19 protein-coding genes are annotated in these 23,516 nt (G+C 63.5%); 15 read left to right on the forward strand and 4 right to left on the reverse strand.

What is annotated here, in order from left to right; all coding sequences use genetic code 11:
- The first annotated feature begins 47 nt into the window (after window positions 1–47).
- From mnmA to INQ47_RS15725, 9 genes are all read left to right on the forward strand, one after another.
- Window positions 48–1,172, forward strand: coding sequence for a tRNA 2-thiouridine(34) synthase MnmA (gene mnmA / locus INQ47_RS15685; RefSeq protein WP_404702058.1), 1,125 nt, complete (start codon window positions 48–50; stop codon window positions 1,170–1,172).
- Window positions 1,169–1,795, forward strand: coding sequence for a high frequency lysogenization protein HflD (gene hflD, locus INQ47_RS15690; RefSeq protein ID WP_086978344.1), 627 nt, complete (start codon window positions 1,169–1,171; stop codon window positions 1,793–1,795). Before mnmA ends, hflD begins: the two co-directional genes overlap by 4 nt.
- 216 nt (window positions 1,796–2,011) lie before the next feature.
- On the forward strand, window positions 2,012–3,382 hold the full coding sequence (gene purB, locus INQ47_RS15695; protein ID WP_003251234.1) for an adenylosuccinate lyase: 1,371 nt from the start codon (window positions 2,012–2,014) through the stop codon (window positions 3,380–3,382).
- Between the two features lie 81 nt (window positions 3,383–3,463).
- Window positions 3,464–4,630: a cupin domain-containing protein gene (locus tag INQ47_RS15700; protein ID WP_021782145.1), complete on the forward strand. Its 1,167-nt coding sequence runs from the start codon at window positions 3,464–3,466 to the stop codon at window positions 4,628–4,630.
- Window positions 4,623–5,051 carry a GNAT family N-acetyltransferase gene (locus INQ47_RS15705; protein WP_003251237.1) on the forward strand — a complete coding sequence of 143 codons (429 nt, stop codon included), beginning with the start codon at window positions 4,623–4,625 and terminating at the stop codon, window positions 5,049–5,051. The genes INQ47_RS15700 and INQ47_RS15705 overlap by 8 nt, the downstream gene beginning before the upstream one ends.
- 209 nt (window positions 5,052–5,260) lie before the next feature.
- Window positions 5,261–7,222, forward strand: a complete 1,962-nt coding sequence (locus tag INQ47_RS15710; protein ID WP_404702059.1) for a DNA topoisomerase III — start codon at window positions 5,261–5,263, stop codon at window positions 7,220–7,222.
- Between the two features lie 192 nt (window positions 7,223–7,414).
- The gene (locus INQ47_RS15715; protein WP_404702060.1) at window positions 7,415–8,704 is read left to right on the forward strand and encodes an NAD(P)/FAD-dependent oxidoreductase; all 1,290 of its coding nucleotides are present in this window, start codon (window positions 7,415–7,417) and stop codon (window positions 8,702–8,704) included.
- A gap of 173 nt (window positions 8,705–8,877) precedes the next feature.
- Window positions 8,878–9,708, forward strand: coding sequence for an alpha/beta fold hydrolase (locus INQ47_RS15720; RefSeq protein WP_028697667.1), 831 nt, complete (start codon window positions 8,878–8,880; stop codon window positions 9,706–9,708).
- 168 nt (window positions 9,709–9,876) lie between these two features.
- Window positions 9,877–10,656, forward strand: a complete 780-nt coding sequence (locus INQ47_RS15725) for a TSUP family transporter (protein ID WP_021782141.1) — start codon at window positions 9,877–9,879, stop codon at window positions 10,654–10,656.
- A 124-nt stretch (window positions 10,657–10,780) separates the two neighbouring features.
- Here INQ47_RS15725 and nudC read toward each other — a convergent pair whose 3' ends face one another.
- Both nudC and INQ47_RS15735 read right to left on the reverse strand, forming a co-directional pair.
- Window positions 10,781–11,611: an NAD(+) diphosphatase gene (gene nudC / locus INQ47_RS15730; protein ID WP_252458697.1), complete on the reverse strand. Its 831-nt coding sequence runs from the start codon at window positions 11,609–11,611 to the stop codon at window positions 10,781–10,783.
- A 36-nt stretch (window positions 11,612–11,647) separates the two neighbouring features.
- Window positions 11,648–12,460 (reverse strand): crotonase/enoyl-CoA hydratase family protein, encoded by an 813-nt coding sequence (locus tag INQ47_RS15735; RefSeq protein WP_252458696.1) that lies wholly within the window; start codon window positions 12,458–12,460, stop codon window positions 11,648–11,650.
- Window positions 12,461–12,610: 150 nt separating this feature from the next.
- Between INQ47_RS15735 and nhaB the strand changes: the two genes are divergently transcribed.
- From nhaB to INQ47_RS15750, 3 genes are all read left to right on the forward strand, one after another.
- Window positions 12,611–14,113 carry a sodium/proton antiporter NhaB gene (gene nhaB / locus INQ47_RS15740; RefSeq protein WP_404702061.1) on the forward strand — a complete coding sequence of 501 codons (1,503 nt, stop codon included), beginning with the start codon at window positions 12,611–12,613 and terminating at the stop codon, window positions 14,111–14,113.
- 411 nt (window positions 14,114–14,524) lie between these two features.
- Window positions 14,525–15,070 (forward strand): lipocalin family protein, encoded by a 546-nt coding sequence (locus tag INQ47_RS15745; RefSeq protein ID WP_252458694.1) that lies wholly within the window; start codon window positions 14,525–14,527, stop codon window positions 15,068–15,070.
- An 87-nt stretch (window positions 15,071–15,157) separates the two neighbouring features.
- On the forward strand, window positions 15,158–16,117 hold the full coding sequence (locus tag INQ47_RS15750) for a ribonuclease Z (protein ID WP_252458693.1): 960 nt from the start codon (window positions 15,158–15,160) through the stop codon (window positions 16,115–16,117).
- Here INQ47_RS15750 and INQ47_RS15755 read toward each other — a convergent pair.
- Both INQ47_RS15755 and INQ47_RS15760 read right to left on the reverse strand, forming a co-directional pair.
- On the reverse strand, window positions 16,114–17,397 hold the full coding sequence (locus INQ47_RS15755) for a Zn-dependent hydrolase (RefSeq protein ID WP_252458692.1): 1,284 nt from the start codon (window positions 17,395–17,397) through the stop codon (window positions 16,114–16,116). The genes INQ47_RS15750 and INQ47_RS15755 overlap by 4 nt on opposite strands.
- Window positions 17,398–17,408: 11 nt before the next feature.
- Window positions 17,409–18,926 (reverse strand): NCS1 family nucleobase:cation symporter-1, encoded by a 1,518-nt coding sequence (locus INQ47_RS15760; protein WP_028697670.1) that lies wholly within the window; start codon window positions 18,924–18,926, stop codon window positions 17,409–17,411.
- A gap of 343 nt (window positions 18,927–19,269) precedes the next feature.
- On the opposite strand from INQ47_RS15760, the gene hydA reads away from it, so the two are divergent.
- The 3 genes from hydA (at window position 19,270) to preA (ending at window position 23,511) form a co-directional block, all read left to right on the forward strand.
- Window positions 19,270–20,709 carry a dihydropyrimidinase gene (gene hydA, locus INQ47_RS15765; RefSeq protein ID WP_404702062.1) on the forward strand — a complete coding sequence of 480 codons (1,440 nt, stop codon included), beginning with the start codon at window positions 19,270–19,272 and terminating at the stop codon, window positions 20,707–20,709.
- 159 nt (window positions 20,710–20,868) lie between these two features.
- Window positions 20,869–22,236, forward strand: a complete 1,368-nt coding sequence (locus INQ47_RS15770) for an NAD(P)-dependent oxidoreductase (protein WP_404702063.1) — start codon at window positions 20,869–20,871, stop codon at window positions 22,234–22,236.
- Window positions 22,237–23,511, forward strand: a complete 1,275-nt coding sequence (gene preA, locus INQ47_RS15775) for an NAD-dependent dihydropyrimidine dehydrogenase subunit PreA (RefSeq protein WP_176682255.1) — start codon at window positions 22,237–22,239, stop codon at window positions 23,509–23,511. It begins immediately after the preceding gene.
- Window positions 23,512–23,516: the final 5 nt, after the last annotated feature.

The raw sequence follows: 23,516 nt of genomic DNA on the forward strand, positions 1-23,516 counted from the left end.
GGTTTGATAGAATCGGCGTTTTTCCCCCTTGATACACACCGGTACCCATGACCAGCCCAGCACTTAAAGACCCCGCCAAGACCCGCGTCATCGTCGGCATGTCCGGCGGCGTGGACTCTTCCGTCTCAGCCCTTCTGCTCATCGAGCAGGGCTACCAGGTGGAAGGGCTGTTCATGAAGAACTGGGAAGAGGACGACGGCACCGAATACTGCACCGCCCGTGAAGACCTGGCCGACGCCCAGGCCGTGTGCGACCGTATCGGCATCAAGCTGCACACCGCCAACTTCGCCGCCGAATACTGGGACAACGTGTTCGAGCACTTCCTTGAGGAATACAAGGCTGGCCGCACACCCAACCCCGACATCCTCTGCAACCGCGAAATCAAGTTCAAGGCGTTTCTCGACTACGCCCTGTCGCTGGGTGCCGACCTGATCGCCACCGGCCACTACGTGCGCCGCCGCGATACTGGCGCGCTCACCGAACTACTCAAGGGCCTGGACCCGAACAAGGACCAGAGCTACTTCCTGCACGCCGTCGGCGGCCAGGAAATTGCCCGCACCCTGTTCCCGGTCGGCGAACTGGAAAAACCCGAAGTACGCGCCATTGCCGAAAAACACGGCCTGGCCACCGCCAAGAAGAAAGACTCCACCGGCATCTGCTTCATTGGCGAGCGCCGCTTCAGCGACTTCCTCAAGCAGTACCTGCCGGCCCAGCCGGGCGACATTGAAACCACCGAAGGTGAAGTGATCGGCCGCCACCATGGCCTGATGTACCACACCATCGGCCAGCGTCAGGGCCTGGGCATTGGCGGCCTGAAGGATGCCAGTGACGAGCCGTGGTACGTGCTGCACAAGGACCTGGCTCGCAACGTGCTGGTGGTCGGCCAGGGTAACGAGCACCCATGGCTGTTCTCCCGCGCCCTGCTGGCTTCGGAAATTTTCTGGGTCAACCCGGTTGACCTCGGCAGCCCGCGCCAGCTGACTGCCAAGGTGCGCTACCGCCAGAGCGACCAGCGATGCACCCTGGAACGTACCACCAGCGGCTACCGCGCCGTGTTCGACGAGCCTCAGCGCGCCGTTACGCCTGGCCAGTCCGTGGTGTTCTACGATGGCGAAGTGTGCCTGGGCGGCGGCGTGATCGAGGCTGCCGAGCCGTGGAGCCCGCGCGCATGAGCAACCTGCAGGAGCAGCTGATTGCGTTGGGTGGCGTGTTCCAGGCCGCCGTGCTGGTCGACCGCATCGCCCGCACCGGCCAGGCCAGTGAAGCCAATATCGGCTGCATGCTGGGCAGCCTGCTGGTGCGCGACCCCAAGGACACCCTGGAGGTGTTCGGCGGTGACGACCTGAACCTGCGCGACGGCTATCGAGCGCTGATTGGCGCCCTTGAGCGCGACCCCAACAGCCTGCAACGTGAGCCGCTGCGCTACGCCCTGTCAATGCTCGGCCTGGAGCGCCAGCTGAACAAGCGTGGCGACCTGCTGGACACCATCGGCAACCGCCTGCCGCAAATCCAGTCGCAGGCCGATCATTTCGGCCTGGTTCACGAAAACGTCATCGCTTCCAGTGGAGCTTTGTACCAGGACACCCTGAGCACCTTGCGCCAGCGCATCCAGGTGCACGGCGACATGCGCTTCCTGCAGCAGCCCAACAACGCCTCGAAGATCCGCGCCCTGCTGCTGGCCGGCATCCGCGCCGCGCGACTGTGGCGGCAGCTGGGCGGGCACCGTTGGCAGCTGGTGTTCAGCCGGCGCAAGTTGCTGAACGAACTGTACGACATGATGCGCAGCCCCAGCTGACGGGCTGAATTGCCCGTTGTGGGAGCGGGCTTGCCCGCGAAGCAGGCGACGCGGTGTATGGCACCGGCTACGCCGGTGTTCGCGGGCATGTCCGCTCCCACAGGGTCTGCCACCCGATCCAAATTTGGGCCGACCTTTGGTCAGCCACCCGACCTGGGCGCATTTTTCATGTATGATATGCGCCCTTCCAAAAGCCTGACTGTCCGAGAACACCCCATGCAGCTTTCTTCGCTCACTGCGGTTTCCCCTGTAGACGGCCGTTATGCCGGCAAAACCCAGGCCTTGCGCCCCATTTTCAGCGAATTCGGCCTGATCCGTTTCCGCGCCCTGGTCGAAGTGCGCTGGCTGCAGCGCCTGGCCGCCCACCCGCAAATCGGCGAAGTGCCGGCGTTCTCCGCCGAAGCCAACGCCCTGCTGGACAGCCTGGCCAACGATTTCAAGCTGGAGCACGCCGAGCGCGTCAAGGAAATCGAGCGCACCACCAACCACGACGTCAAGGCCATTGAATACCTCCTCAAGGAGCAGGCCGCCAAGCTGCCTGAGCTGGCCAAGGTCAGCGAGTTCATCCACTTCGCCTGCACCAGCGAGGACATCAACAACCTGTCCCACGCCCTGATGCTGCGCGCCGGCCGTGACGAAGTGCTGCTGCCGCTGATGCGCCAGGTCGCCGACGCCATCCGCGCCCTGGCCCACGCCCACGCCGAAGTGCCAATGCTGTCGCGCACCCACGGCCAGCCGGCTTCGCCGACCACCCTGGGTAAAGAACTGGCCAACGTCGTGTATCGCCTGGAGCGCCAGATCGCCCAGGTTGCCGCCGTACCGCTGCTGGGCAAGATCAACGGCGCCGTGGGCAACTACAACGCCCACCTGTCGGCCTACTCGCAGATCGACTGGGAAGAAAACGCCCGCGCCTTCATCGAAGACGAACTGGGCCTGCAGTTCAACCCATACACCACCCAGATCGAGCCGCACGACTATATCGCCGAGCTGTTCGACGCCATCGCCCGCTTCAACACCATCCTGATCGACTTCGACCGTGATGTGTGGGGCTACATTTCGCTGGGTTACTTCAAGCAGAAGACCGTCGCCGGCGAAATCGGCTCGTCGACCATGCCGCACAAGGTCAACCCGATCGACTTCGAAAACTCCGAAGGCAACCTGGGTATCGCCAACGCGCTGTTCCAGCACCTGGCCAGCAAGCTGCCGATCTCGCGCTGGCAGCGTGACCTGACCGACTCCACCGTGCTGCGCAACCTGGGCGTGGGCTTTGCCCACAGCGTGATCGCCTTCGAGGCCAGCCTGAAAGGCATCGGCAAGCTGGAAGTCAACGAAGCTCGCATCGCCGCCGACCTGGACGCCTGCTGGGAAGTGCTGGCCGAGCCGATCCAGACCGTGATGCGCCGCTTCAACATCGAAAACCCCTACGAGAAGCTCAAAGAGCTGACCCGTGGCAAGGGCATCACCCCAGAAGCGCTGCTGACCTTCATCGACGGCCTGGACATGCCAGCCGAAGCCAAGGCCGAGCTCAAGCAGCTGACCCCCGCTACCTACATCGGTAACGCGGCAGCCCAGGCCAAACGCATCTAAGCTGAGCGTCGCGTACAACGCCCGGCCTGGCCGGGCGTTTTTATTCCCGTACGAAAATTACGTTTTTTCAATAGGTTGAACATGAATCCTGATACTCCACTGCAGCTGCTCGGCGGCATCTCGGCCCGCGAATTCATGCGCGACTACTGGCAGAAGAAGCCGCTGCTGGTGCGCCAGGCCTTCCCGGACTTCATCAGCCCGATCGACCCCGATGAACTCGCCGGCCTGGCCCTGGAAGACGAAGTCGAGTCGCGTATCGTGCTGGAACACGGCGCGCACCCGTGGGAGCTGCGCCGCGGCCCGTTCAGCGAAGACACCTTCGCCGAACTGCCGGAAAAAGACTGGACACTGCTGGTACAGGCCGTTGACCAGTTCGTTCCGGAAGTGGCCGAACTGCTGGAAAACTTCCGCTTCCTGCCCAGCTGGCGTATCGATGACGTGATGATCAGCTTCGCCACCCCGGGTGGCAGCGTCGGCCCGCACTTCGACAACTACGATGTGTTCCTGCTGCAAGGCCACGGCCAGCGCAACTGGAAGATCGGCCAGATGTGCAGCAGTGACAGCCCGCTGCTGGAGCACGCCGACCTGCGTATCCTGGCCGAGTTCGAGCAGAGTGAAGAGTGGACCCTGGAGCCCGGCGACATGCTCTACCTGCCACCGCGCCTGGCCCACTACGGCGTAGCCGTGGATGACTGCCTGACCTACTCGGTCGGCTTCCGCGCACCGAGCGCTGCCGAAGTGCTGACCCACTTCACCGACTTCCTCGGCCAGTTCCTGCCCGACGAAGAGCGCTACAGCGACGCTGACGCCCAGCCGGTCAGCGACCCGCACCAGATCCAGCACGATGCCCTCGACCGCCTCAAGGCGCTGCTCGACAAGCACATGGGCGACAAGGACCTGCTGCTGACCTGGTTCGGCCAGTTCATGACCGAGCCGCGCTACCCCGAGCAGATCGTTGGCGAAGAGCTGAGCGAGGAAGAACTGATCGACGCTCTTGAGCAGGGCGCCATCCTGATCCGCAACCCCAGCGCACGCCTGGCCTGGTCCGAATTCGAAAATGACCTGCTGCTGTTCGCCAGCGGCCGTAGTTGCCCACTGCCCGGCAAACTGCGCGAGCTGCTGAAACTGGTATGCGCGGCCGACGCCTTGCACATCGACAACCTGGCCGAGTGGCTGCAGGACGAAGATGGCCTTATGCTGGTACAGCAGCTGGTCAAACAAGGGAGCCTGGGATTCGCCAATGAATAAGATCAGCGTTCGCCTCGCCGATTGGCACAAAGACAACGCCGACATCCGCCGTATCCGTGAAGCCGTGTTCGTCGCCGAGCAGCACATTCCGCCAGAGCTGGAGTTCGATTCGGAAGATCAGGACGCCCTGCACTTCCTGGCCCTGGAAGGCGACTACCCGATCGGTACTGCGCGCCTGCTGGCCGACGGCACCATCGGGCGCATCTCGGTGCTCAAGGACTGGCGTGGCCTGAAGGTGGGCGATGCGTTGGTCAATGCGGTCATCGTCGAAGCGCAGAACCGCGACCTGAAACAACAGATGCTCAGCGCCCAGGTACACGCCACGCCGTTCTATGAGCGGCTGGGCTTTCGCGTAGTCAGCGAGGAATTCCTCGAAGCTGGCATCCCGCATGTGGACATGGTGCGCGACTCGCGCGCCTGATCCATCACCTGCACTGGCCGCTTCGCGGGTAAACCCGCTCCTACAAGCACCGCGCTTTCCTGTAGGAGCGGGTTTACCCGCGAAGAGGCCGGCACAGGCGATATACATCCCCGCTGACAAAAAACCTGTACATCCATCCAGATAAAACTTGCCTCTGCGCCCCCGCTTGCGCATCCTATGGCCCACCACCCCGATGAAGCGTCCCGGCCATGCGCCTGTTCCTCTGTGAAAAACCCTCCCAGGCAAAAGACATCGCCAAAGTGCTCGGCGCCAACCGCAAAGGCGACGGCTGCTGGCAAGGCACCGACATCTGCGTCACCTGGTGCATTGGCCACCTGCTGGAAACCGCCCCGCCCGACAGCTACGACGAACGTTACAAGCGCTGGAACCTGGCCGACCTGCCGATCATTCCAGACAAATGGAAGATGCTGGTAAAGCCCAAGACCGCCAGCCAGTTCAAGGCGGTCAAGCGCCTGCTCGGTGAAGCGCGGGAGCTGATAATTGCCACCGACGCGGACCGCGAAGGCGAAATGATTGCCCGCGAGCTGGTCGAGCATTGCCGCTACCGAGGCCCGGTGCAGCGCCTGTGGCTGTCGGCGCTGGACGACGCCTCCATCCGCAAGGCCCTGGCACGCCTGCTGCCAGGCCACGAGACGTTCAACCTGTACCACTCGGCGCTGGGCCGCTCCCGCGCCGACTGGCTGATCGGCATGAACATGAGCCGGCTGTTCACCCTGCTGGGCCGCCAATCCGGCTACCAGGGTGTGCTGCCGGTAGGCCGCGTGCAAACGCCCACCTTACGCCTGGTGGTCGACCGCGACCGCAGCATCGCCGACTTCGTGCCGGTGCCGTTCTGGGTCATCGATGTACAGCTGGAACACGCCGGCCAACGCTTCAATGCCCAATGGCGCGCGCCCGAAGACGCCTGCGATGACCAGGGCCGCTGCCTGAAGCAAGGCCTGGCACAGCAGGCCGCCACCGACATCGGCCATGCCGGCACTGCCCGAGCGGTAAAGGTAGCGACCGAGCGTATGCGCGAAGTTGCACCACTGCCCTTCGACCTTGGCACCCTGCAGGAGCTGTGCTCGAAAAAGTTCGGCCTCGGCGCCCAGGAAACCCTCGACATTGCCCAGGCACTGTACGAAACACACAAGCTGATCACCTACCCGCGCAGCGATTGCGGCTATTTGCCACAAAGCCAGCACGCCGAGGCATCTGCCATCCTCGCTGCCCTGCAACGGGCCGATGCCAGCCTGGCGCCGCTGCAGCCCTACCTGGAGCCGCAACGCCGCTCGCGGGCGTGGAACGACGCCAAAGTCAGCGCTCACCATGGCATCATCCCCACCGCCGCTGCCAGCGACCCCTCGCGCCTGCCGGCCAAGCACAAGGCCGTGTATACCCTGATCCGCGCCCGCTATCTTGCGCAGTTCCTGCCCAACCATGAGTACGACCGCACCCAGGCCGACTTCGACTGCGCCGGTCATGCGCTGCGTGCTGTGGGCAAACAGATCGTCGAGCTAGGCTGGCGCCGCGCCTTGCCCGAGGCGCTGACCCCAGCCAAAGGCCGCGAGGCACCCCCGGCCCAGGTGTTGCCAGCGCTGCGCGAAGGCCAGGACTGCAACGTACACGGCCTGCAGCTGAAAGACCTGTGGACCCAGCCGCCCAAGCCGTTTACCGAAGGCGACCTGATCAAGGCGATGAAAAACGTGGCCAAGCTGGTGGATGACCCTCGGCTGAAGCAGAAGCTCAAGGAAACCACCGGCATCGGCACCGAAGCCACCCGCGCCAGCATTATCCAGGGTCTGCTCGACCGCGGTTACCTGGTAAAGAACGGCAAGGCGCTGTCGGCCACCCCTGCGGCCTTCAGCCTGATCGACGCCGTTCCCCGGGCCATTGCCGACCCCGGCACCACGGCAATCTGGGAGCAGGCGCTGGACATGGTGCAGAGCGGCGAGATGACCCTGGAAGAGTTCGTCGCCCGGCAGTCGGCGTGGATGGGCAAGCTGGTAGAGCGTTGCAGCGGCATGCGCATGACCATCAGCGGGCCAGCGGCCGGGGCGGCGCCGCCCTGGAAGAAGAAACGTCGCGGTGGAGGTGGCAAAAGCAAAGCGGCCGGAAACAAGGCAACTCCGAGCAAGCCACGGCAGCCGCGGAAAAAGGCAACGTCCTGAAATTTCCGCCTTCTCACGTCCGGTCTCTCTGCGCGTGCCCCCTGTAGGAGCGGGTTCACCCGCGAAGAGGCCAGCCCAGGCAACACATTAACCACAGGCAAACCACAAAACCCGACCAACACATTGGCAGCGTGAAATTTAACTGCTAACTTTTCATGAAAATAAACACAATAATTTTCACGGAAACCCGGCATGTTCAAACAATCCGCCCAGCACGTCGCCAGTTACTACGCCCAGACCTACCCCGCCAACATCCCATTACGCCCTACCCTGCAAGGCCCCCAGGACACCGACGTGCTGATCATCGGCGCCGGTTTCAGCGGCCTGCACACTGCCCTGCGCCTGACCCTGGCCGGCAAACGCGTAACGCTGCTGGAAGCCAGCCGGGTTGCCTGGGCGGCCTCCGGTCGCAACGGTGGCCAGGCGCTGTTGGGCTGGTCGTGCGACATGCCGCCGCTGGAGCAGGCCCTTGGCCTCGAACGTACCCAACGGCTATGGGCCAGCATGTGCTGGGCCGCCGACGAGATGCGCGAACTGCCCCAACGCCACGGCTTCGACATCGACTACCGGCAGGGCAGCCTGTGGACTGCGGTATTGCCGCGCCGGGTGAAAATGCTCGAAGAGGCCCTGCATGATGCCGAGCATAAATGGGGTTACGACGCCCTGCGCCTGATCGGCCGTGACGAGTTGCCGCAATGGATCGACAGCCCGCGCTACCAGGCCGCGCTGTACGACGCCAAAGGTGCCCACCTCAACCCGCTGAAACTGGCGCAGGGCCTGGCCAGTACCATCGAGGCTGCTGGCGGGCGAATCTACGAACAGAGCCAGGTGCTCAGCTACCAGCAGGCTCGCGACGGCTATGTCGCCCGCACCGACCGTGGCGAAGTTCGCTGCCAGGTGTTGGTGCTGGCCTGCAACGCCTACATCGACCGCCTTGACCGGGGCCTGTCGCGCCGCCTGTTGCCCGTCGGTTCCTACCAGGTAGCCACTGCGCCTCTGGATGCCGACTTTGCCCATTCGCTATTACCTCGCAACAGTTGCGTGATCGACAACCAGTTCGTACCCGACTACTTCCGCCTCACTCCGGACCACCGCCTGCTGTTCGGCGGTGGCTGCACCTACCTGGGCGGCATTCCCAAGGACGTCGCCAGTGCCACCCGCCCGTACCTGGAGCGGGTGTTCCCGCAACTGGCCGGGGTGGCCATCGACTATGCCTGGGGCGGCCACATCGATTGCAGCATCAAGCGCACCCCGGACGTCGGTCGCGAGGGCCAGCGCTACTGGCTGCAGGGCTTCTCCGGTCATGGCGTACTGCCGACCCTGGCGGCGGCGCGTGCGGCCAGCGATGCCATTCTCGGCGATGAAGACCTGTTGGCGCTGTACCAAGGCATCGACAACGGCCGCTTCCCCGGCGGCGACCTGCTGGCTGCGCCTTTGGAAGCTGCGGCAAAAGCCTGGTACCGCATGCGCGACCGTGTCTGAAGGGCATCAGGATTGCCTGTGCGGGCCTCTTCGCGGGTGAAAGGGACCTCACAGTGTAGGAGCGGGCTCACCCGCGAAGAGGCCCACACAGGCAACACAACTTCCTGATACCCGCCAAAATCCCTCCTATTCTCAATAGCTCCCTTCGCTTCCTGCACCCAGGAGACACGACCATGAGCTATGTAACCACGAAGGACGGCGTACAGATCTTCTACAAGGACTGGGGCCCGCGCGATGCGCCGGTGATCCACTTCCACCACGGCTGGCCGCTCAGTGCCGATGACTGGGACGCGCAGATGCTGTTCTTCCTCGCCCAGGGTTACCGCGTGGTCGCCCACGACCGGCGGGGCCATGGCCGCTCCAGCCAGGTATGGGACGGCCACGACATGGACCACTATGCCGACGACGTAGCCGCCGTGGTCGCCCACCTGGGCACCCAGGGCGCCGTGCATGTCGGCCACTCGACCGGCGGCGGCGAAGTGGTGCGCTACATGGCACGGCACCCTGAAGACAAGGTGGCCAAGGCCGTGCTGATCGCGGCCGTACCCCCTTTGATGGTGCAAACCCCCGGCAACCCCGGTGGCCTGCCCAAGTCGGTATTCGACGGTTTCCAGGCCCAGGTTGCCAGCAACCGGGCGCAATTCTACCGGGACGTGCCAGCAGGGCCGTTCTACGGCTACAACCGCCCTGGGGCCGAAGCCAGCGAAGGCATCATTGGCAACTGGTGGCGCCAAGGCATGATCGGCAGTGCAAAGGCCCATTACGATGGCATCGTGGCGTTTTCCCAGACCGATTTCACCGAGGACCTCAAGGGCATCAAGCAGCCCGTGCTGGTGATGCACGGCGACGACGACCAGATCGTGCCGTATGAGAATTCCGGGGTGCTGTCGGCCAAGCTGCTGCCCAATGGCACGCTGAAAACCTACAAAGGCTACCCACATGGCATGCCGACCACCCATGCCGATGTGATCAATGCGGATTTGCTGGCGTTTATTCGTAGTTGATGTTTTCGCCAGTACCGGCCCTTTCGCGGGTGACCCCGCTCCTACGGGAATATGCGGGTTTACCCGCGAAAGGGCCGGTACTGGCAACACACCTTCCCCAGGATTACCATGCTTCCCTTCTAGTGCGGCACTTTGCCGCCTCCTTGCCTCCCTGCCTGCCAGAACCCCATGCCCTTCGAACTTACCGTAGAACCCCTCACCCTGCTGATCCTGGCCCTGGTCGCCTTCGTCGCCGGTTTCATCGATGCCATCGCCGGTGGTGGCGGTTTGCTCACCACCCCGGCCCTGCTCACTGCTGGCATGCCGCCGCACCTGGTGCTGGGCACCAACAAGCTTAGTTCCACCTTCGGCTCGGCCACCGCAAGTTTCACTTACTACAAACGCAAACTGTTCCATCCGGCGCAGTGGCGCCCGGCATTGTTCGCCACCCTGACCGGGGCGTTGCTCGGCGCCGTCATCGCCCACTACATGCCAGCCGAATGGCTGAACAAGATGCTGCCGGTGATCGTCTTCGCCTGTGGCATCTACCTGTTGTTCGGCGGCACGCCCAAGGCACCGCTGGATGCCGATGCACCGATCAGGAAAAAGTGGCAAGTGCCGCAAGGCTTCACCCTGGGCTTCTACGACGGCGTGGCCGGCCCGGGTACCGGGGCGTTCTGGACCGTCAGTACCCTGCTGCTCTACCCCATCGACCTGGTACGCGCCAGCGGCGTGGCGCGCAGCATGAACTTCGTCAGCAACATCGCGGCGCTGACGGTGTTCATCATTTCCGGGCAGGTGGACTACATCGTTGGCCTGTGCATGGGCCTGTCGGTGATGGTCGGCGCCTTTTTCGGCGCGCGCACGGCAATCAGCGGCGGCAGCAAGTTCATCCGCCCGGTGTTCATCACCGTGGTGCTGGCGTTGACCGTGCGCTTAGCGTGGCAACACTGGTTCGGGCAGGCCTGATGGGCGCTGATACCCCTGCTTCTCCGCCCTGGCTGCGCGAGAAATATCCTCCGCCGTCGTTGCAGGACTTGGCACATGGAATGAGCATTGCCTGCGCCTAGTCGGAGAACATTTCTCACTGCAGCTAGGATGGGAAAGCAGGGATATCAAGGCCCAGGCGCCGCGCAACATACAGATCGATCAGGTACCGGGCAATCGACCGCCCAGCCGGCAGCGGCGGCAGGTCGTGGACGCTGAACCACTTGGCGTCCTCGATCTCGTCCGGCTGCATGACAATCTCGCCACCGGCGTACTCGGCATGGAAACCGAGCATCATCGAATGCGGAAACGGCCAGCACTGGCTGCCGATGTACTGGATGTTCTGCACCTCCACCGCCACTTCTTCGCGCACTTCGCGCACCAGGCAGTCTTCGGCCGATTCACCCGGTTCGGCAAAACCTGCCAAGGTGCTGTAAACCCCGGTGACGAAGCGCGGCGAACGCGCCAGCAGGATTTCATCACCGCGGGTCACCAGCACGATCATGCTGGGTGAAATGCGCGGATAGCTGCGCAGGTCGCAGGGCTGGCAGTACATCGCCCGCTCCCAGCGAATTTGCGTCATCGCCTGGCCGCAACTGCCGCAGAAGCGATGCTCGCGGGCCCAGGTGCCGATCTGTGCGGCATAGCCCAGCACCTTGTAGGTGTCGAAGTCGCCTTCGAGCATGAACGCACGCAGGCCGCGCCAGCTGCAGCCGGGCACATCTGTGGCGCCGCGCAGTTCCAGCAGAAATACCGGCTGGCCGTCAAAGTGGCCGATGCCGTGTTCGCACAACACGTCGAGGTCCTGGCGCTTGAGCCAGTCGCGGGGGAACAGCGCGCCGTTGGCGTCCACCAGAAACCCTTCAGGGCTGCGGGCCACGGCCAGCCCCCCGATCATCTGTGGGTCGAGTACTGCGGTAGTCCAGCGTGCTGACATGTCGGGGGTTCCTTTACTGCGCGTCCCCCGGCCCGATCAGTCGGCGAACGTCGGTTTCTGTTTGCTCATGTGCGCCGCCACAGCCACGCGCAGGTCTTCGGACTGCAGCATTGCGGCGTTCCAGGTGGCAATGTAGTCCAGGCCATCGTCGATGCGATGGTCACGCATGTAGCTGAGCATTTCCTTGGTGCCGGCCACAGCGATCGGCGATTTTGCGGCAATTTCGCGGGCGATGGCAAAGACGCCGTCCATCAGTGCGGCCTGATCATCATAGACTCGGTTGACCAGGCCGATACGCAGCGCCTCGTCAGCTTCGACATTACGCCCGGTAAACGCCAGCTCACGCATGATGCCGTCGCCGATGATGCGTGGCAAACGTTGCAATGTGCCGACATCGGCAGCCATGCCCATGTCGATTTCCTTGATCGAGAATTGCGCATCAACGCTGCAGTAGCGCATGTCGCAGGCGGCGATCAGGTCAATGGCCCCGCCAATGCAATAACCCTGAACCGCCGCCAGCACCGGCTTGCGGCACGTGTCCACGGCGGTGAACGAGGCCTGCAGCCGCTGGATGGTCTTGCGCAGGAAGCGTGCATTGCGGCCCACGTCCTTGCCCATCTGCCCGGCCAGCGAAGCCAGCATCATCAGGTCGATACCAGCGGAGAAATGCTTGCCGGCACCGCTGATCACCACAGCACGCACGGCATCGGTGTCATCGATCCACTGGAAGATCTCGAGGATCTCTTCCCAGAAAGCCGCGTTCATCGCGTTGACCTTCTCCGGGCGGTTGATCTGAACGTGGGCGATGCTATCGGTCAGTTCGACCTTGAATGCACTGTACTCGGTCACGGGCGGCACTCCTGTGGGTAAAAGGTTCATGCCACCGATGGTAACCCAGCCCAATGGCCGTACTTGTGCCAAAAACGGGACTGCACACCTTGCCTAAGACGCGCAGATCCGGCACCGTGCGCCATCGCTGAATTATAAGGATACATATTTATGTCACGCCCCCTGACCGGCGCTCTCGCCCACGGTTTTCTGGGCAAGTCGCCAATTTGGTACAAGGTGGTCATCTGCCTGTTTCTGGTGCTCAACCCGCTGTTGTTGGTAACCATTGGCCCGGTTGCGACCGGCTGGGCGCTGGTGCTCGAGTTCATCTTCACCCTGGCCATGGCCCTGAAATGCTACCCGTTGATGCCCGGTGGCTTGTTGCTGATCGAAGCCATGCTGCTGCAAATGACCACGCCGCAGGCGCTGTACGAGGAACTGCAGCACAACTTCCCGGTACTCCTGCTGCTGATGTTCATGGTCGCCGGCATCCACTTCATGAAGGAACTGCTGCTGTTCCTGTTCTCACGCATTTTGCTTGGGGTGCGCTCAAAGGCCATTCTGTCGTTGCTGTTTTGCGTGCTGTCGGCGTTTCTTTCCGCGTTTCTCGATGCACTGACAGTCACTGCGGTGATCATCAGCGCCGCAGTCGGCTTCTACGCGGTGTACCACCGCGTCGCGTCCGGGGCCAACCCGCGCGAGGAGAGCGCACTGGACAGCGACCACCACGTTGCGCAACTGCACCGTGAAGACCTCGACCAGTTTCGCGCCTTCCTGCGCAGCCTGCTGATGCATGGCGCTGTAGGCACCGCCCTGGGCGGCGTCTGCACGTTGGTGGGCGAGCCGCAGAACCTGCTGATCGGCCACGAGATGAGTTGGCACTTCGTCGACTTCTTCTTCAAGGTGGCGCCCGTATCGCTACCAGTGCTGGGTGCTGGCCTGGTGACCTGCGTACTGCTGGAAAAGGTGCGCCTGTTCGGCTACGGCACGCTGATGCCCGAACCGGTGCGCCAGGTGCTGACCGCCTATGCGGCCGAAGATGATGCCGCACGTACCCAGGCCCAGCGCATCGCGCTGTGGGTACAAGGGCTCGCTGCACTGGTCCTGATCATCTGCCTGGGGCTGCATGTGGCCGAGGTCGGCCTGATCGGCCTGATGGTGATCGTGCTGATCACGGCCTTCACCGGCATCACCGACGAGCACCGCCTGGGCCGTGCCTTCCAGGACGCCATGCCGTTCACGTCGCTGTTGGTGGTGTTCTTCGCTGTGGTCGCGGTGATTCATCAGCAGCAGCTGTTCAGCCCTTTGATCAGCTGGGTGCTGACGCTGCCGGCCGAACAGCAACCGGGCATGCTGTATCTGGCCAACGGCTTGCTGTCGGCGATCAGCGACAATGTGTTCGTTGCCACCATCTACATCACCGAAGTGAAGCAGGCATTTCTCGATGGCAGCATGAGCCGCGAGCATTTCGAAACACTGGCAGTGGCGATCAACACCGGCACCAACCTGCCAAGCGTGGCGACGCCGAACGGCCAGGCGGCGTTCCTGTTCCTGCTGACCTCGGCCATTGCGCCGCTGATCCGGCTGTCGTACGGGCGGATGGTTTGGATGGCGCTGCCCTATACCGTGGTGATGGGCGGGTTGGGGTGGTGGGCGGTGACGTACTGGCTGTGAGGTGCTCTGTTTGGCGCGAGGGTGCATGCCTTTAGGGGGATGTTGTTTGTGAGATCGAGCGCCGCCCGCGCGGCGCATCGCGAGCTGCGCTCGCTCCTACGTTTGTTTCGGGCCAGTATTGCCTGCACCAGCGCGCGCGACCGCCTTGTTTGTTCCACACAATATCGAGGCGGACACCAAGGCGGGCGCGCGCCTCTGCCCCAGGAATAATTGGCCCGAAACGAACGTAGGAGCGAGCGCAGCTCGCGATGCGCCGCGCGGGCGGCGCTCGATCTCACGGTCGAAATGACTCTTGAGACATGCCCCCGCAGCCACAATGCAATTTAATGACATGCCCCACTCCCATACAACTTTTGCCCCGCGAACGCATCAAACCCCAAGTAAGCCCCATCCACTCCAAGGAGGTCACCCATGGCGCTGCGCACGACACTGCTGCTTTCCTGCATGACCCTGGCCCTGCTCGGCTGCGCCGGCAACGATCACCCGGCACCGCCGCGTACGCAGCAGGTGGACCTGCAGCGCTATCAGGGTACCTGGTACGAACTGGCGCGGCTGCCGATGTTCTTCCAACGCAACTGCGTGAAGTCCGAGGCGCGCTACGGCTTGCGCGAGGACGGCCGTATCGACGTCACCAACCGCTGCCAGGAAAAGGACGGCCAGTGGAATGAAGCCAAGGGTATTGCCGAGCTCCAGCAGCCAGGCAGCACCGACAAGCTGTGGGTGCGCTTCGACAACTGGTTCAGCCGCCTGGCGCCAGGCCTGACCAAGGGCGAGTACTGGGTGCTGTACCACGATAAGGACTACCGCGTGGCACTGGTCGGCCACCCCAACCGCGAGTACCTGTGGCTGCTTTCGCGCACGCCAGCAGTCACCGACCAGCAGCGCGAGCAACTGCTGACGATCGCCCGGGAGCAAGGTTATGACACCAGCAAGCTCATCTGGCGACAGGGTAACTAGCAGGCCGTCGACGGCGGGCGGTAATCCGGCTAAGGTGTGCGCCCCGTATCACCTTGGCCGCTTCTGGCCTGAAACAGGAGCCTGAGCATGGACCTGCTGTTCCTCGGCACCTCCGCCGGGGTGCCCACCAAGGCACGCAATGTCAGCGCCACAGCCGTGATCGAAGCCAGTGGCAGCCACTGGTATCTGGTCGATTGTGGCGAAGGCACCCAGCACCGGCTGCTACACACCCCGCTTTCGATCCGTGACCTGCGCGCGATCTTCATCACCCACGTGCATGGTGACCACTGCTTCGGCCTGCCCGGCCTGTTGGCCAGCGCGGGCATGAGCGGGCGCACCCAGCCGCTGGAAGTGATCCTGCCCACCGCACTGCACGACTGGGTACGCCAGGGCCTGCTTGCCAGCGACACCTTCCTGCCGTTCGAGCTGCGCCTGTTGCCCGTGGAAGCGTTGAGCGAATGGCGCAGCGAGAACCTGCAGGTGACCACCGTGCAACTGTCGCACCGGGTGCCCAGCGTGGGTTTCGTATTCACCGAAACCAACCCTGAGCCACGCCTGGACATCCAGCGCCTGGACGCCGAGGGCATACCGCGTGGTCCGCTGTGGGGTGAGCTGGCCAAGGGGTTGACCGTGACGTGCAACGGGCAATTGCTGAACGGCAACGACTACCTGCGGCCTTCGCGCCCGCCACGGCGGGTGATCGTGTGCGGGGACAACGACAAACCAGAACTGCTGGCAGCCGTTGCCAAGGGTGCGGATGTACTGGTGCACGAAGCCACCTTCACCCAGGCGGTGGCCGAACGCACCGGGGGCACGTTCGGCCACAGCACCGCCGCTGAAGTGGCACGCCTTGCCGAGGCCGCTGGCGTGCGCAACCTGGTACTGACGCATTTCAGCGCCCGCTACCAGAACGACCCACGGCGCAGCCCGCACATCGACAACGTGCGCGACGAGGCCCTCGCCCATTACAGCGGGCAGTTGACCTTGGCGCAGGACCTGCAGCGCTATCACCTTGGCCGTAACGGCTGTCTTGAGGCCAGTGGTTAGGCCGCCAGCCGCCCGCTGGCAATTGCCTCCGACGCCGCCAGCATCGCCCGTAACAACACCGCGCAGCCTGCCGCCAGGTCATCAGGCGTGGCGTTCTCGATTTCGTTATGGCTGATGCCGTTTTCGCACGGCACGAAAATCATCCCCGCCGGCCCCAGTTCGGCCAGGAAGATGGCGTCATGCCCCGCTCCACTGACGATGTCCATGTGCGGCAGGCCCAACGCCTTGGCCGATTCGCGCACGGCGTCGACACAGCCTTTGTCGAAGTAAAGTGCCGGGAAGTCGGCCGTGGGCACCAGCTCATGGCTCAGGCCATGCTTGGTACAGATCGCCTCGATCACCTCGCGCACATCGGCAATCATCGCATTCAACTGCTCGCCCTCGAGGTGGCGGAAGTCCAGGGTCATGCGCACTTCGCCCGGGATCACGTTACGCGAGCCCGGGTACGCCTGAAGGCAACCCACCGTGCCGCAGGCGTGGGGCTGGTGGGCAAGCGCCGTGCGGTTGACCGCCTCCACCACAGCGGCTGCGCCCACCAGGGCGTCCTTGCGCAGGTGCATGGGCGTAGGGCCGGCATGGGCTTCAACACCGCGCAGGGTCAGGTCGAACCACTTCTGGCCCAGGGCGCCGAGAACCACGCCGATGGTCTTGGCCTGGTCCTCAAGGATAGGCCCCTGCTCGATATGCGCTTCGAAATACGCCCCCACCGGGTGCCCCGACACCGCGCGCGAACCGGCGTAACCAATGGTGTTCAACGCTTCGCCAACGCTGACTCCCTGGGCATCGCGCTTGGCCAGGGTTTCTTCCAGGGTGAACTTGCTGGCGAACACCCCTGAACCCATCATGCACGGCGCAAAACGTGAACCTTCTTCGTTGGTCCACACCACCACTTCGAGCGGCGCTTCGGTTTCCACGCCCAGGTCGTTGAGGGTGCGGATCACCTCCAACCCGGCCATCACCCCGAAGCAGCCATCAAACTTGCCGCCGGTGGGCTGGGTGTCGATATGGCTGCCGGTCATCACCGGCGGCAGCTTGGGGTTACGGCCCGGGCGGCGGGCGAATATGTTGCCGACGGCGTCGATGCTGACCGAGCAACCGGCCGCCTCGCACCACTGCACGAACAGATCGCGGGCCTGGCGGTCGAGGTCGGTCAAGGCCAGGCGGCAGACACCGCCCTTGGCGGTGGCGCCGAGCCGGGCCAGGTCCATCAGCGATTGCCACAGGCGGGTACTGTCGACGTGATGGGCGTTGGTCTTCAGGATCTCTTTGACGGGGGTCACGGGTTTCTCCTTCAGGCTTTTTTTGTTGTCTGTTCAGGGCGCTTGGCGGGCACGCCCGCTACCACAGGACTGCGTACCGCCATACCGCCAAGCACGTAGTACAGTGCACCGCCCAGCAACGAGCCGGTGAACCAGCCGTAGTCGTAGAACCAGCTGAAACTGCTGTTGCCAATCGCCATTACCGTCAGCCCTACTGGCAAGGCGAACGCGGCAAAACCGGCCCAGTTCCACGCGGGATACACGTCGTCGCGGTACAGCCCGGCCAGGTCCAGCTTCTGCCGGCGGATCAGGAAGTAGTCCACCGCCATGATGCCGGCAATGGGCCCCAACAAGCTGGAATAGCCCAGCAGCCAGTTGGAGTACACACTCTCCAGGCTAAGGTCGGAGACAATCAGGCCCAGCTTCTTCAGCAGCTCATGACCCATCAGCGCCAGGCCGATAAAGCCGGTCAGCCATATCGCGCGGCTTCGCCCGATCAGGCGTGGGGCAATGTTCTGGAAGTCATTGGTCGGCGACACGATGTTCGCTGCAGTGTTGGTCGACAGCGTGGCGATCACGATCAGCGCCATGGCCAGGGCCACCCAGAACGGGCTTTGAATCTTGCCGATCAAGCTGACCGGGTCGGACACCGTCTCGCCCACCAGTGATGCCGACGCGGCGGTCAGTACCACTCCCAGCGCAGCGAACAGGAACATGGTCAGCGGCAGGCCGAAGATCTGCCCGAGAATCTGGTCCTTCTGGCTGCGGGCGTAGCGGCTGAAGTCGGGAATGTTCAGTGACAATGTGGCCCAGAAGCCGACCATGGCCGTGAGCCCTGCGCAGAAGTAACTGACCACGCTCGCCCCTTCCGGGCGCTTGGGCGGCTGGGCCAGCAGTTCGGTCATCGACATGTGTGGCAAGGCCCAGAACAGCAGACCGATGCCCACCGCCACCAGCAGCGGTGCCGACAGCGTTTCCAGCCACTTGATCGACTCGGCGCCGCGCAGTACCACCCACAGGTTCAGGCACCAGAAGATCATGAAGCCAATCACCTCGCCCGTCCCGCCCAGCGCCTTCCAGCCGTCGAACACCGAACCCAGGAACAGGTGAATGGCCAGCCCGCCAAACATGGTCTGGATACCGAACCAACCACAGGCCACCACCGCGCGGATCAGGCACGGTACGTTGGAGCCGAGAATGCCGAACGACGAACGCAGCAGCACCGGAAACGGGATGCCGTACTTGGTACCGGGAAAGGCATTGAGGGTAAGCGGTATCAGCACGATAACGTTGGCCAGCAGAATCGCCAGCAGCGCTTCGCCAACGCTGAGGCCGAAGTAGGCGGTGAGCACGCCGCCGAGAGTGTAGGTGGGTACGCAGATGGACATGCCCACCCACAGGGCGGTGATGTGCCATTTGTTCCAGGTGCGCTGGTGCACCTTGGTCGGTGCTATGTCGGGGTTGTAGCGCGGGCTGTCAAGGACATCGCTGCCCTCGGACAGCTCGAACAGGCCATCTTGCTCGACCACTTCCGATCTGCTCTGTTGCATAGGCCCTTCTCCAGTTTTTTCTTCTATTTTTCGCTCATCAGGCTGATTCGATGACCGGAGTTCGCACGCTGAATGTGCATAGAAATCTCGACCAGATTTTCATCTTGTCAAGCCAGTCAAATACCCTGAAACCCCCTGCCTCCGCATGCACACTTAATTTAACCCTTTAATATCAATTAGTTAAAAACCACAAAATTAATGGGAAAATTTTCTTGCTGAATCCAGAATCAGCATCTAGCCTCGAATCTTGTCAGGCCTGACAGGATTGACCGCCCTGCCCGCCCTGGCATCCATGACAATGCAAAGAACCGGCCAAGACCGGTCAGCCTGCGAGGAAAACGGCATGTCCCTGTTGATCCGTGGCGCCACCGTGGTTACCCACGAAGAGAGTTACCCCGCCGATGTCCTGTGTGCCGATGGCCTGATCCGTGCCATCGGGCAAAACCTCGAACCACCCACCGACTGCGAGATCCTCGACGGCAGCGGCCAGTACCTGATGCCCGGCGGCATCGACCCGCACACCCACATGCAGTTGCCGTTCATGGGCACTGTAGCCAGCGAGGACTTCTTCAGCGGCACCGCTGCGGGTCTGGCAGGCGGCACCACTTCGATCATCGACTTCGTCATACCCAACCCGCAGCAGTCGTTGCTGGAGGCCTTCCACACCTGGCGTGGCTGGGCGCAGAAAAGCGCCAGCGACTATGGCTTCCACGTCGCCATCACCTGGTGGAGCGAGCAGGTGGCCGAAGAGATGGGCGAGCTGGTGGCCAAGCACGGGGTGAACAGCTTCAAGCATTTCATGGCCTACAAGAATGCGATCATGGCCGCCGACGATACCTTGGTGGCCAGCTTCGAGCGTTGCCTGCAACTGGGCGCGGTGCCCACCGTGCATGCCGAGAACGGCGAACTGGTGTACCACCTGCAGAAAAAACTGCTCGCCCAGGGCATGACCGGGCCGGAAGCCCACCCGCTGTCACGCCCCTCGCAGGTTGAAGGCGAAGCAGCCAGCCGCGCCATCCGCATTGCCGAAACCCTCGGCACGCCGTTGTACCTGGTGCACATTTCCAGCCGCGAGGCACTGGATGAAATCGCCTATGCCCGAGGCAAGGGCCAGCCGGTGTATGGCGAGGTGCTGCCTGGCCACCTGCTGCTGGATGATAGCGTCTACCGTGACCCGGACTGGGCCACCGCAGCCGGTTATGTAATGAGCCCGCCGTTCCGCCCACGCGAGCACCAGGAAGCGCTGTGGCGCGGCTTGCAGTCGGGCAACCTGCACACCACCGCCACCGACCACTGCTGCTTCTGCGCCGAGCAGAAAGCCATGGGCCGCGACGACTTCAGCCGCATCCCCAACGGCACCGCCGGCATCGAAGACCGCATGGCGGTACTGTGGGATGCCGGGGTCAACAGCGGGCGCCTGTCGATGCACGAATTCGTCGCGCTGACCTCTACCAATACGGCGAAAATCTTCAACCTGTTCCCGCGCAAGGGCGCTATCCGCGTGGGTGCCGATGCCGACCTGGTGCTGTGGGACCCGCAGGGCACCCGCACCATCTCCGCCCAAACCCACCACCAGCAGGTGGACTTCAACATTTTCGAAGGCCGCACCGTGCGCGGCATCCCAAGCCACACCATCAGCCAGGGCAAGGTGCTCTGGGCCGATGGCGACCTGCGTGCCGAACCGGGCGCGGGGCGCTATGTGAAACGGCCGGCGTACCCGTCAGTGTATGAGGTGCTGGGGCGCCGGGCCGAGCATCAGCGGCCGATGCCAGTTCAGCGCTGAAGCCATTGGGGCTGCTGTGCAGCCCATCGCGACGCAAGGCCGCTCCCACAAGGACGCGGTCGCCTGTGGGAGGCCTTGCGTCGCGATGGGCCGCGCAGCGCCCCCAGAATCCACCGCAATACCTGTCGCCTGCACCATAAAAATAGAGAGGCTACAACCGTGATCGACGCCCTGAACCATTTGCCGCGCCCCCGGGCCGGCGCCGACCAGTTGGCCGAGCGCTTCAGCGATCTGGCCCCACCCCTCACCGCGCGCCAGGCCGCCCTGGAAAGTGCACGCTGCCTGTACTGCTACGACGCCCCTTGCGTCAACGCTTGCCCTAGCGAGATTGACATCCCCTCGTTCATACACCGCATCAGTGACGAAAACCTGCAAGGCGCCGCCGAGCGCATTCTTTCGGCCAACATCCTTGGCGGTAGTTGCGCCCGCGTGTGCCCCACCGAAATCCTCTGCCAGCAAGCCTGCGTGCGCAACAACGCCCAGGAATGCGCACCGGTGCTGATCGGCCAACTGCAGCGTTACGCCCTGGACAACGCCCAGTTCAGCGCACACCCGTTCAAGCGCTCGGCAGCCACCGGCAAGCGTATCGCCGTGGTCGGCGCCGGCCCGGCAGGGCTGTCCTGCGCCCACCGCCTGGCCATGCACGGGCATGACGTGGTGGTGTTCGAGGCCTGCGACAAAGCCGGCGGCCTCAACGAGTACGGCATCGCCCGCTACAAGCTGGTAGACGACTATGCCCAGCGTGAAGTGGATTTCTTGTTGGGCATTGGCGGTATCGAAGTCCGCCATGGCCAGCGCCTGGGTAGCAACCTCAGCCTGGGCGAACTGCGCGATCAGTACGACGCGGTGTTCCTGGGCCTCGGCCTGAATGCCGTGCGCCAGCTAGGCCTGCCCGACGAGGAAGCCCCCGGCGTGCTCGCCGCCACCGAATACATCCGTGAGCTACGCCAGGCCGATGACCTGAGCCAGCTACCGCTGGCCGACCGCTGCCTGGTGATCGGTGCTGGCAACACGGCCATCGACATGGCCGTGCAGATGAGCCGTCTGGGTGCCCGTGACGTCAACCTGGTTTACCGCCGTGGTCAGGCAGACATGGGCGCTACCGGCCACGAGCAGGACATCGCCAAGGCCAACCAGGTACGCCTGTACACCTGGGCCCGCCCAGATGCCGTGCTGCTGGATGACGCCGGTAAGGTCCGCGGCATGCGTTTTGCCCGCACCGAACTGGCGGAAGGCCGCCTGTGCGATACCGGCGAAACCTTTGAGCTGGCTGCGGATGCCATCTTCAAGGCCATTGGCCAGCGCTTCGACGACGCCAGCCTCCACGACCCTGTGGCTGCGCAACTGGCCCGCGAGGGTGAGCGCATCCGCGTTGACGAAAACCTGCAGACCAGCCTGCCGGGCGTATACGCAGGCGGCGACTGCACCGCGCTGGGCCAGGACCTTACCGTGCAGGCCGTGCAACACGGCAAGCTGGCCGCCGAAGCCATCCATGCCCAACTCATGCTCAACGTGGAGGCAGCGTAAATGGCCGACTTGTCTATCGTATTTGCCGGCATCAAGGCACCCAACCCCTTCTGGCTGGCCTCCGCACCGCCAACCGACAAGGCCTACAACGTTGTCCGCGCCTTCGAGGCCGGCTGGGGCGGCGTGGTCTGGAAGACACTGGGCGAAGACCCTGCGGCAGTCAACGTATCGTCGCGCTACTCGGCGCACTATGGTGCCAACCGTCAGGTACAGGGGATCAACAATATCGAGTTGATCACCGACCGCTCCCTGGACATCAACCTGCGCGAAATCACCCAGGTGAAGAAGGACTGGCCCGACCGCGCATTGATCGTTTCGCTGATGGTGCCGTGCATAGAGGAATCGTGGAAGTTCATCCTGCCGCTGGTGGAAGCCACCGGGGCCGATGGCATCGAGCTGAACTTCGGTTGCCCGCACGGTATGCCGGAACGCGGCATGGGGGCGGCCGTCGGCCAGGTGCCGGAATATGTGGAAATGGTCACCCGCTGGTGCAAGACGTACTGCGCGCTGCCGGTGATCGTGAAGCTTACGCCAAACATCACCGATATCCGCCAGTCGGCCCGCGCCGCGCACCGGGGCGGGGCCGATGCCGTGTCGTTGATCAATACCATCAACTCCATCACCAGCGTCGACCTGGACCGCATGGTGGCCCACCCGATTGTCGGAGACCAGAGCACCCATGGCGGTTACTGCGGTTCGGCAGTGAAGCCGATTGCCTTGAACATGGTAGCGGAAATCGCCCGCGACCCGGAAACGCGTGGCTTGCCGATTTGTGGCATTGGCGGCATCGGCAACTGGCGTGACGCAGCCGAGTTCATGGCCTTGGGCAGTGGCGCCGTGCAGGTGTGCACGGCGGCGATGCTGCATGGCTTCCGTATTGTCGAGGACATGCAGGACGGCCTGGCGCGCTGGATGGACCAGCATGGGCACCCCAACATCGAGGCGTTCCGCGGGCAGGCGGTGGGGCATACCACCGACTGGAAATACCTGGACATCAACTACAAGTCGGTGGCGCACATTGACCAGGAGGCGTGCATCGGCTGCGGGCGCTGCCACATTGCGTGTGAGGACACCTCGCACCAGGCGATTGCCAGCACGCTGAAGGCTGACGGCACGCATGCCTACAGTGTGATCGAGGAGGAATGCGTGGGCTGCAACCTGTGCCAGATCACCTGCCCGGTGGAAAACTGCATCGAAATGGAGGCACAGGATACCGGCAAGCCGTACCTGAACTGGACGCAGGATCCGCGTAACCCCTACCGTGAGGCCAGTTGAAGCAA

The organism is Pseudomonas sp. 3HC3, from assembly GCF_044904505.1.
GTDB lineage: Bacteria > Pseudomonadota > Gammaproteobacteria > Pseudomonadales > Pseudomonadaceae > Aquipseudomonas > Aquipseudomonas putida_Y.

Excerpts from the sequence above, each read along its gene's own strand:
- mnmA (WP_404702058.1), top strand. The coding sequence starts at position 48 with ATGACCAGCCCAGCACTTAAAGACCCCGCCAAGACCCGCGTCATCGTC.
- hflD (WP_086978344.1), top strand. The coding sequence starts at position 1,169 with ATGAGCAACCTGCAGGAGCAGCTGATTGCGTTGGGTGGCGTGTTCCAG.
- purB (WP_003251234.1), top strand. The coding sequence starts at position 2,012 with ATGCAGCTTTCTTCGCTCACTGCGGTTTCCCCTGTAGACGGCCGTTAT.
- INQ47_RS15700 (WP_021782145.1), top strand. The coding sequence starts at position 3,464 with ATGAATCCTGATACTCCACTGCAGCTGCTCGGCGGCATCTCGGCCCGC.
- INQ47_RS15705 (WP_003251237.1), top strand. The coding sequence starts at position 4,623 with ATGAATAAGATCAGCGTTCGCCTCGCCGATTGGCACAAAGACAACGCC.
- INQ47_RS15710 (WP_404702059.1), top strand. The coding sequence starts at position 5,261 with ATGCGCCTGTTCCTCTGTGAAAAACCCTCCCAGGCAAAAGACATCGCC.
- INQ47_RS15715 (WP_404702060.1), top strand. The coding sequence starts at position 7,415 with ATGTTCAAACAATCCGCCCAGCACGTCGCCAGTTACTACGCCCAGACC.
- INQ47_RS15720 (WP_028697667.1), top strand. The coding sequence starts at position 8,878 with ATGAGCTATGTAACCACGAAGGACGGCGTACAGATCTTCTACAAGGAC.
- INQ47_RS15725 (WP_021782141.1), top strand. The coding sequence starts at position 9,877 with ATGCCCTTCGAACTTACCGTAGAACCCCTCACCCTGCTGATCCTGGCC.
- nudC (WP_252458697.1), bottom strand. The coding sequence starts at position 11,611 with ATGTCAGCACGCTGGACTACCGCAGTACTCGACCCACAGATGATCGGG.
- nhaB (WP_404702061.1), top strand. The coding sequence starts at position 12,611 with ATGTCACGCCCCCTGACCGGCGCTCTCGCCCACGGTTTTCTGGGCAAG.
- INQ47_RS15745 (WP_252458694.1), top strand. The coding sequence starts at position 14,525 with ATGGCGCTGCGCACGACACTGCTGCTTTCCTGCATGACCCTGGCCCTG.
- INQ47_RS15750 (WP_252458693.1), top strand. The coding sequence starts at position 15,158 with ATGGACCTGCTGTTCCTCGGCACCTCCGCCGGGGTGCCCACCAAGGCA.
- INQ47_RS15760 (WP_028697670.1), bottom strand. The coding sequence starts at position 18,926 with ATGCAACAGAGCAGATCGGAAGTGGTCGAGCAAGATGGCCTGTTCGAG.
- hydA (WP_404702062.1), top strand. The coding sequence starts at position 19,270 with ATGTCCCTGTTGATCCGTGGCGCCACCGTGGTTACCCACGAAGAGAGT.
- preA (WP_176682255.1), top strand. The coding sequence starts at position 22,237 with ATGGCCGACTTGTCTATCGTATTTGCCGGCATCAAGGCACCCAACCCC.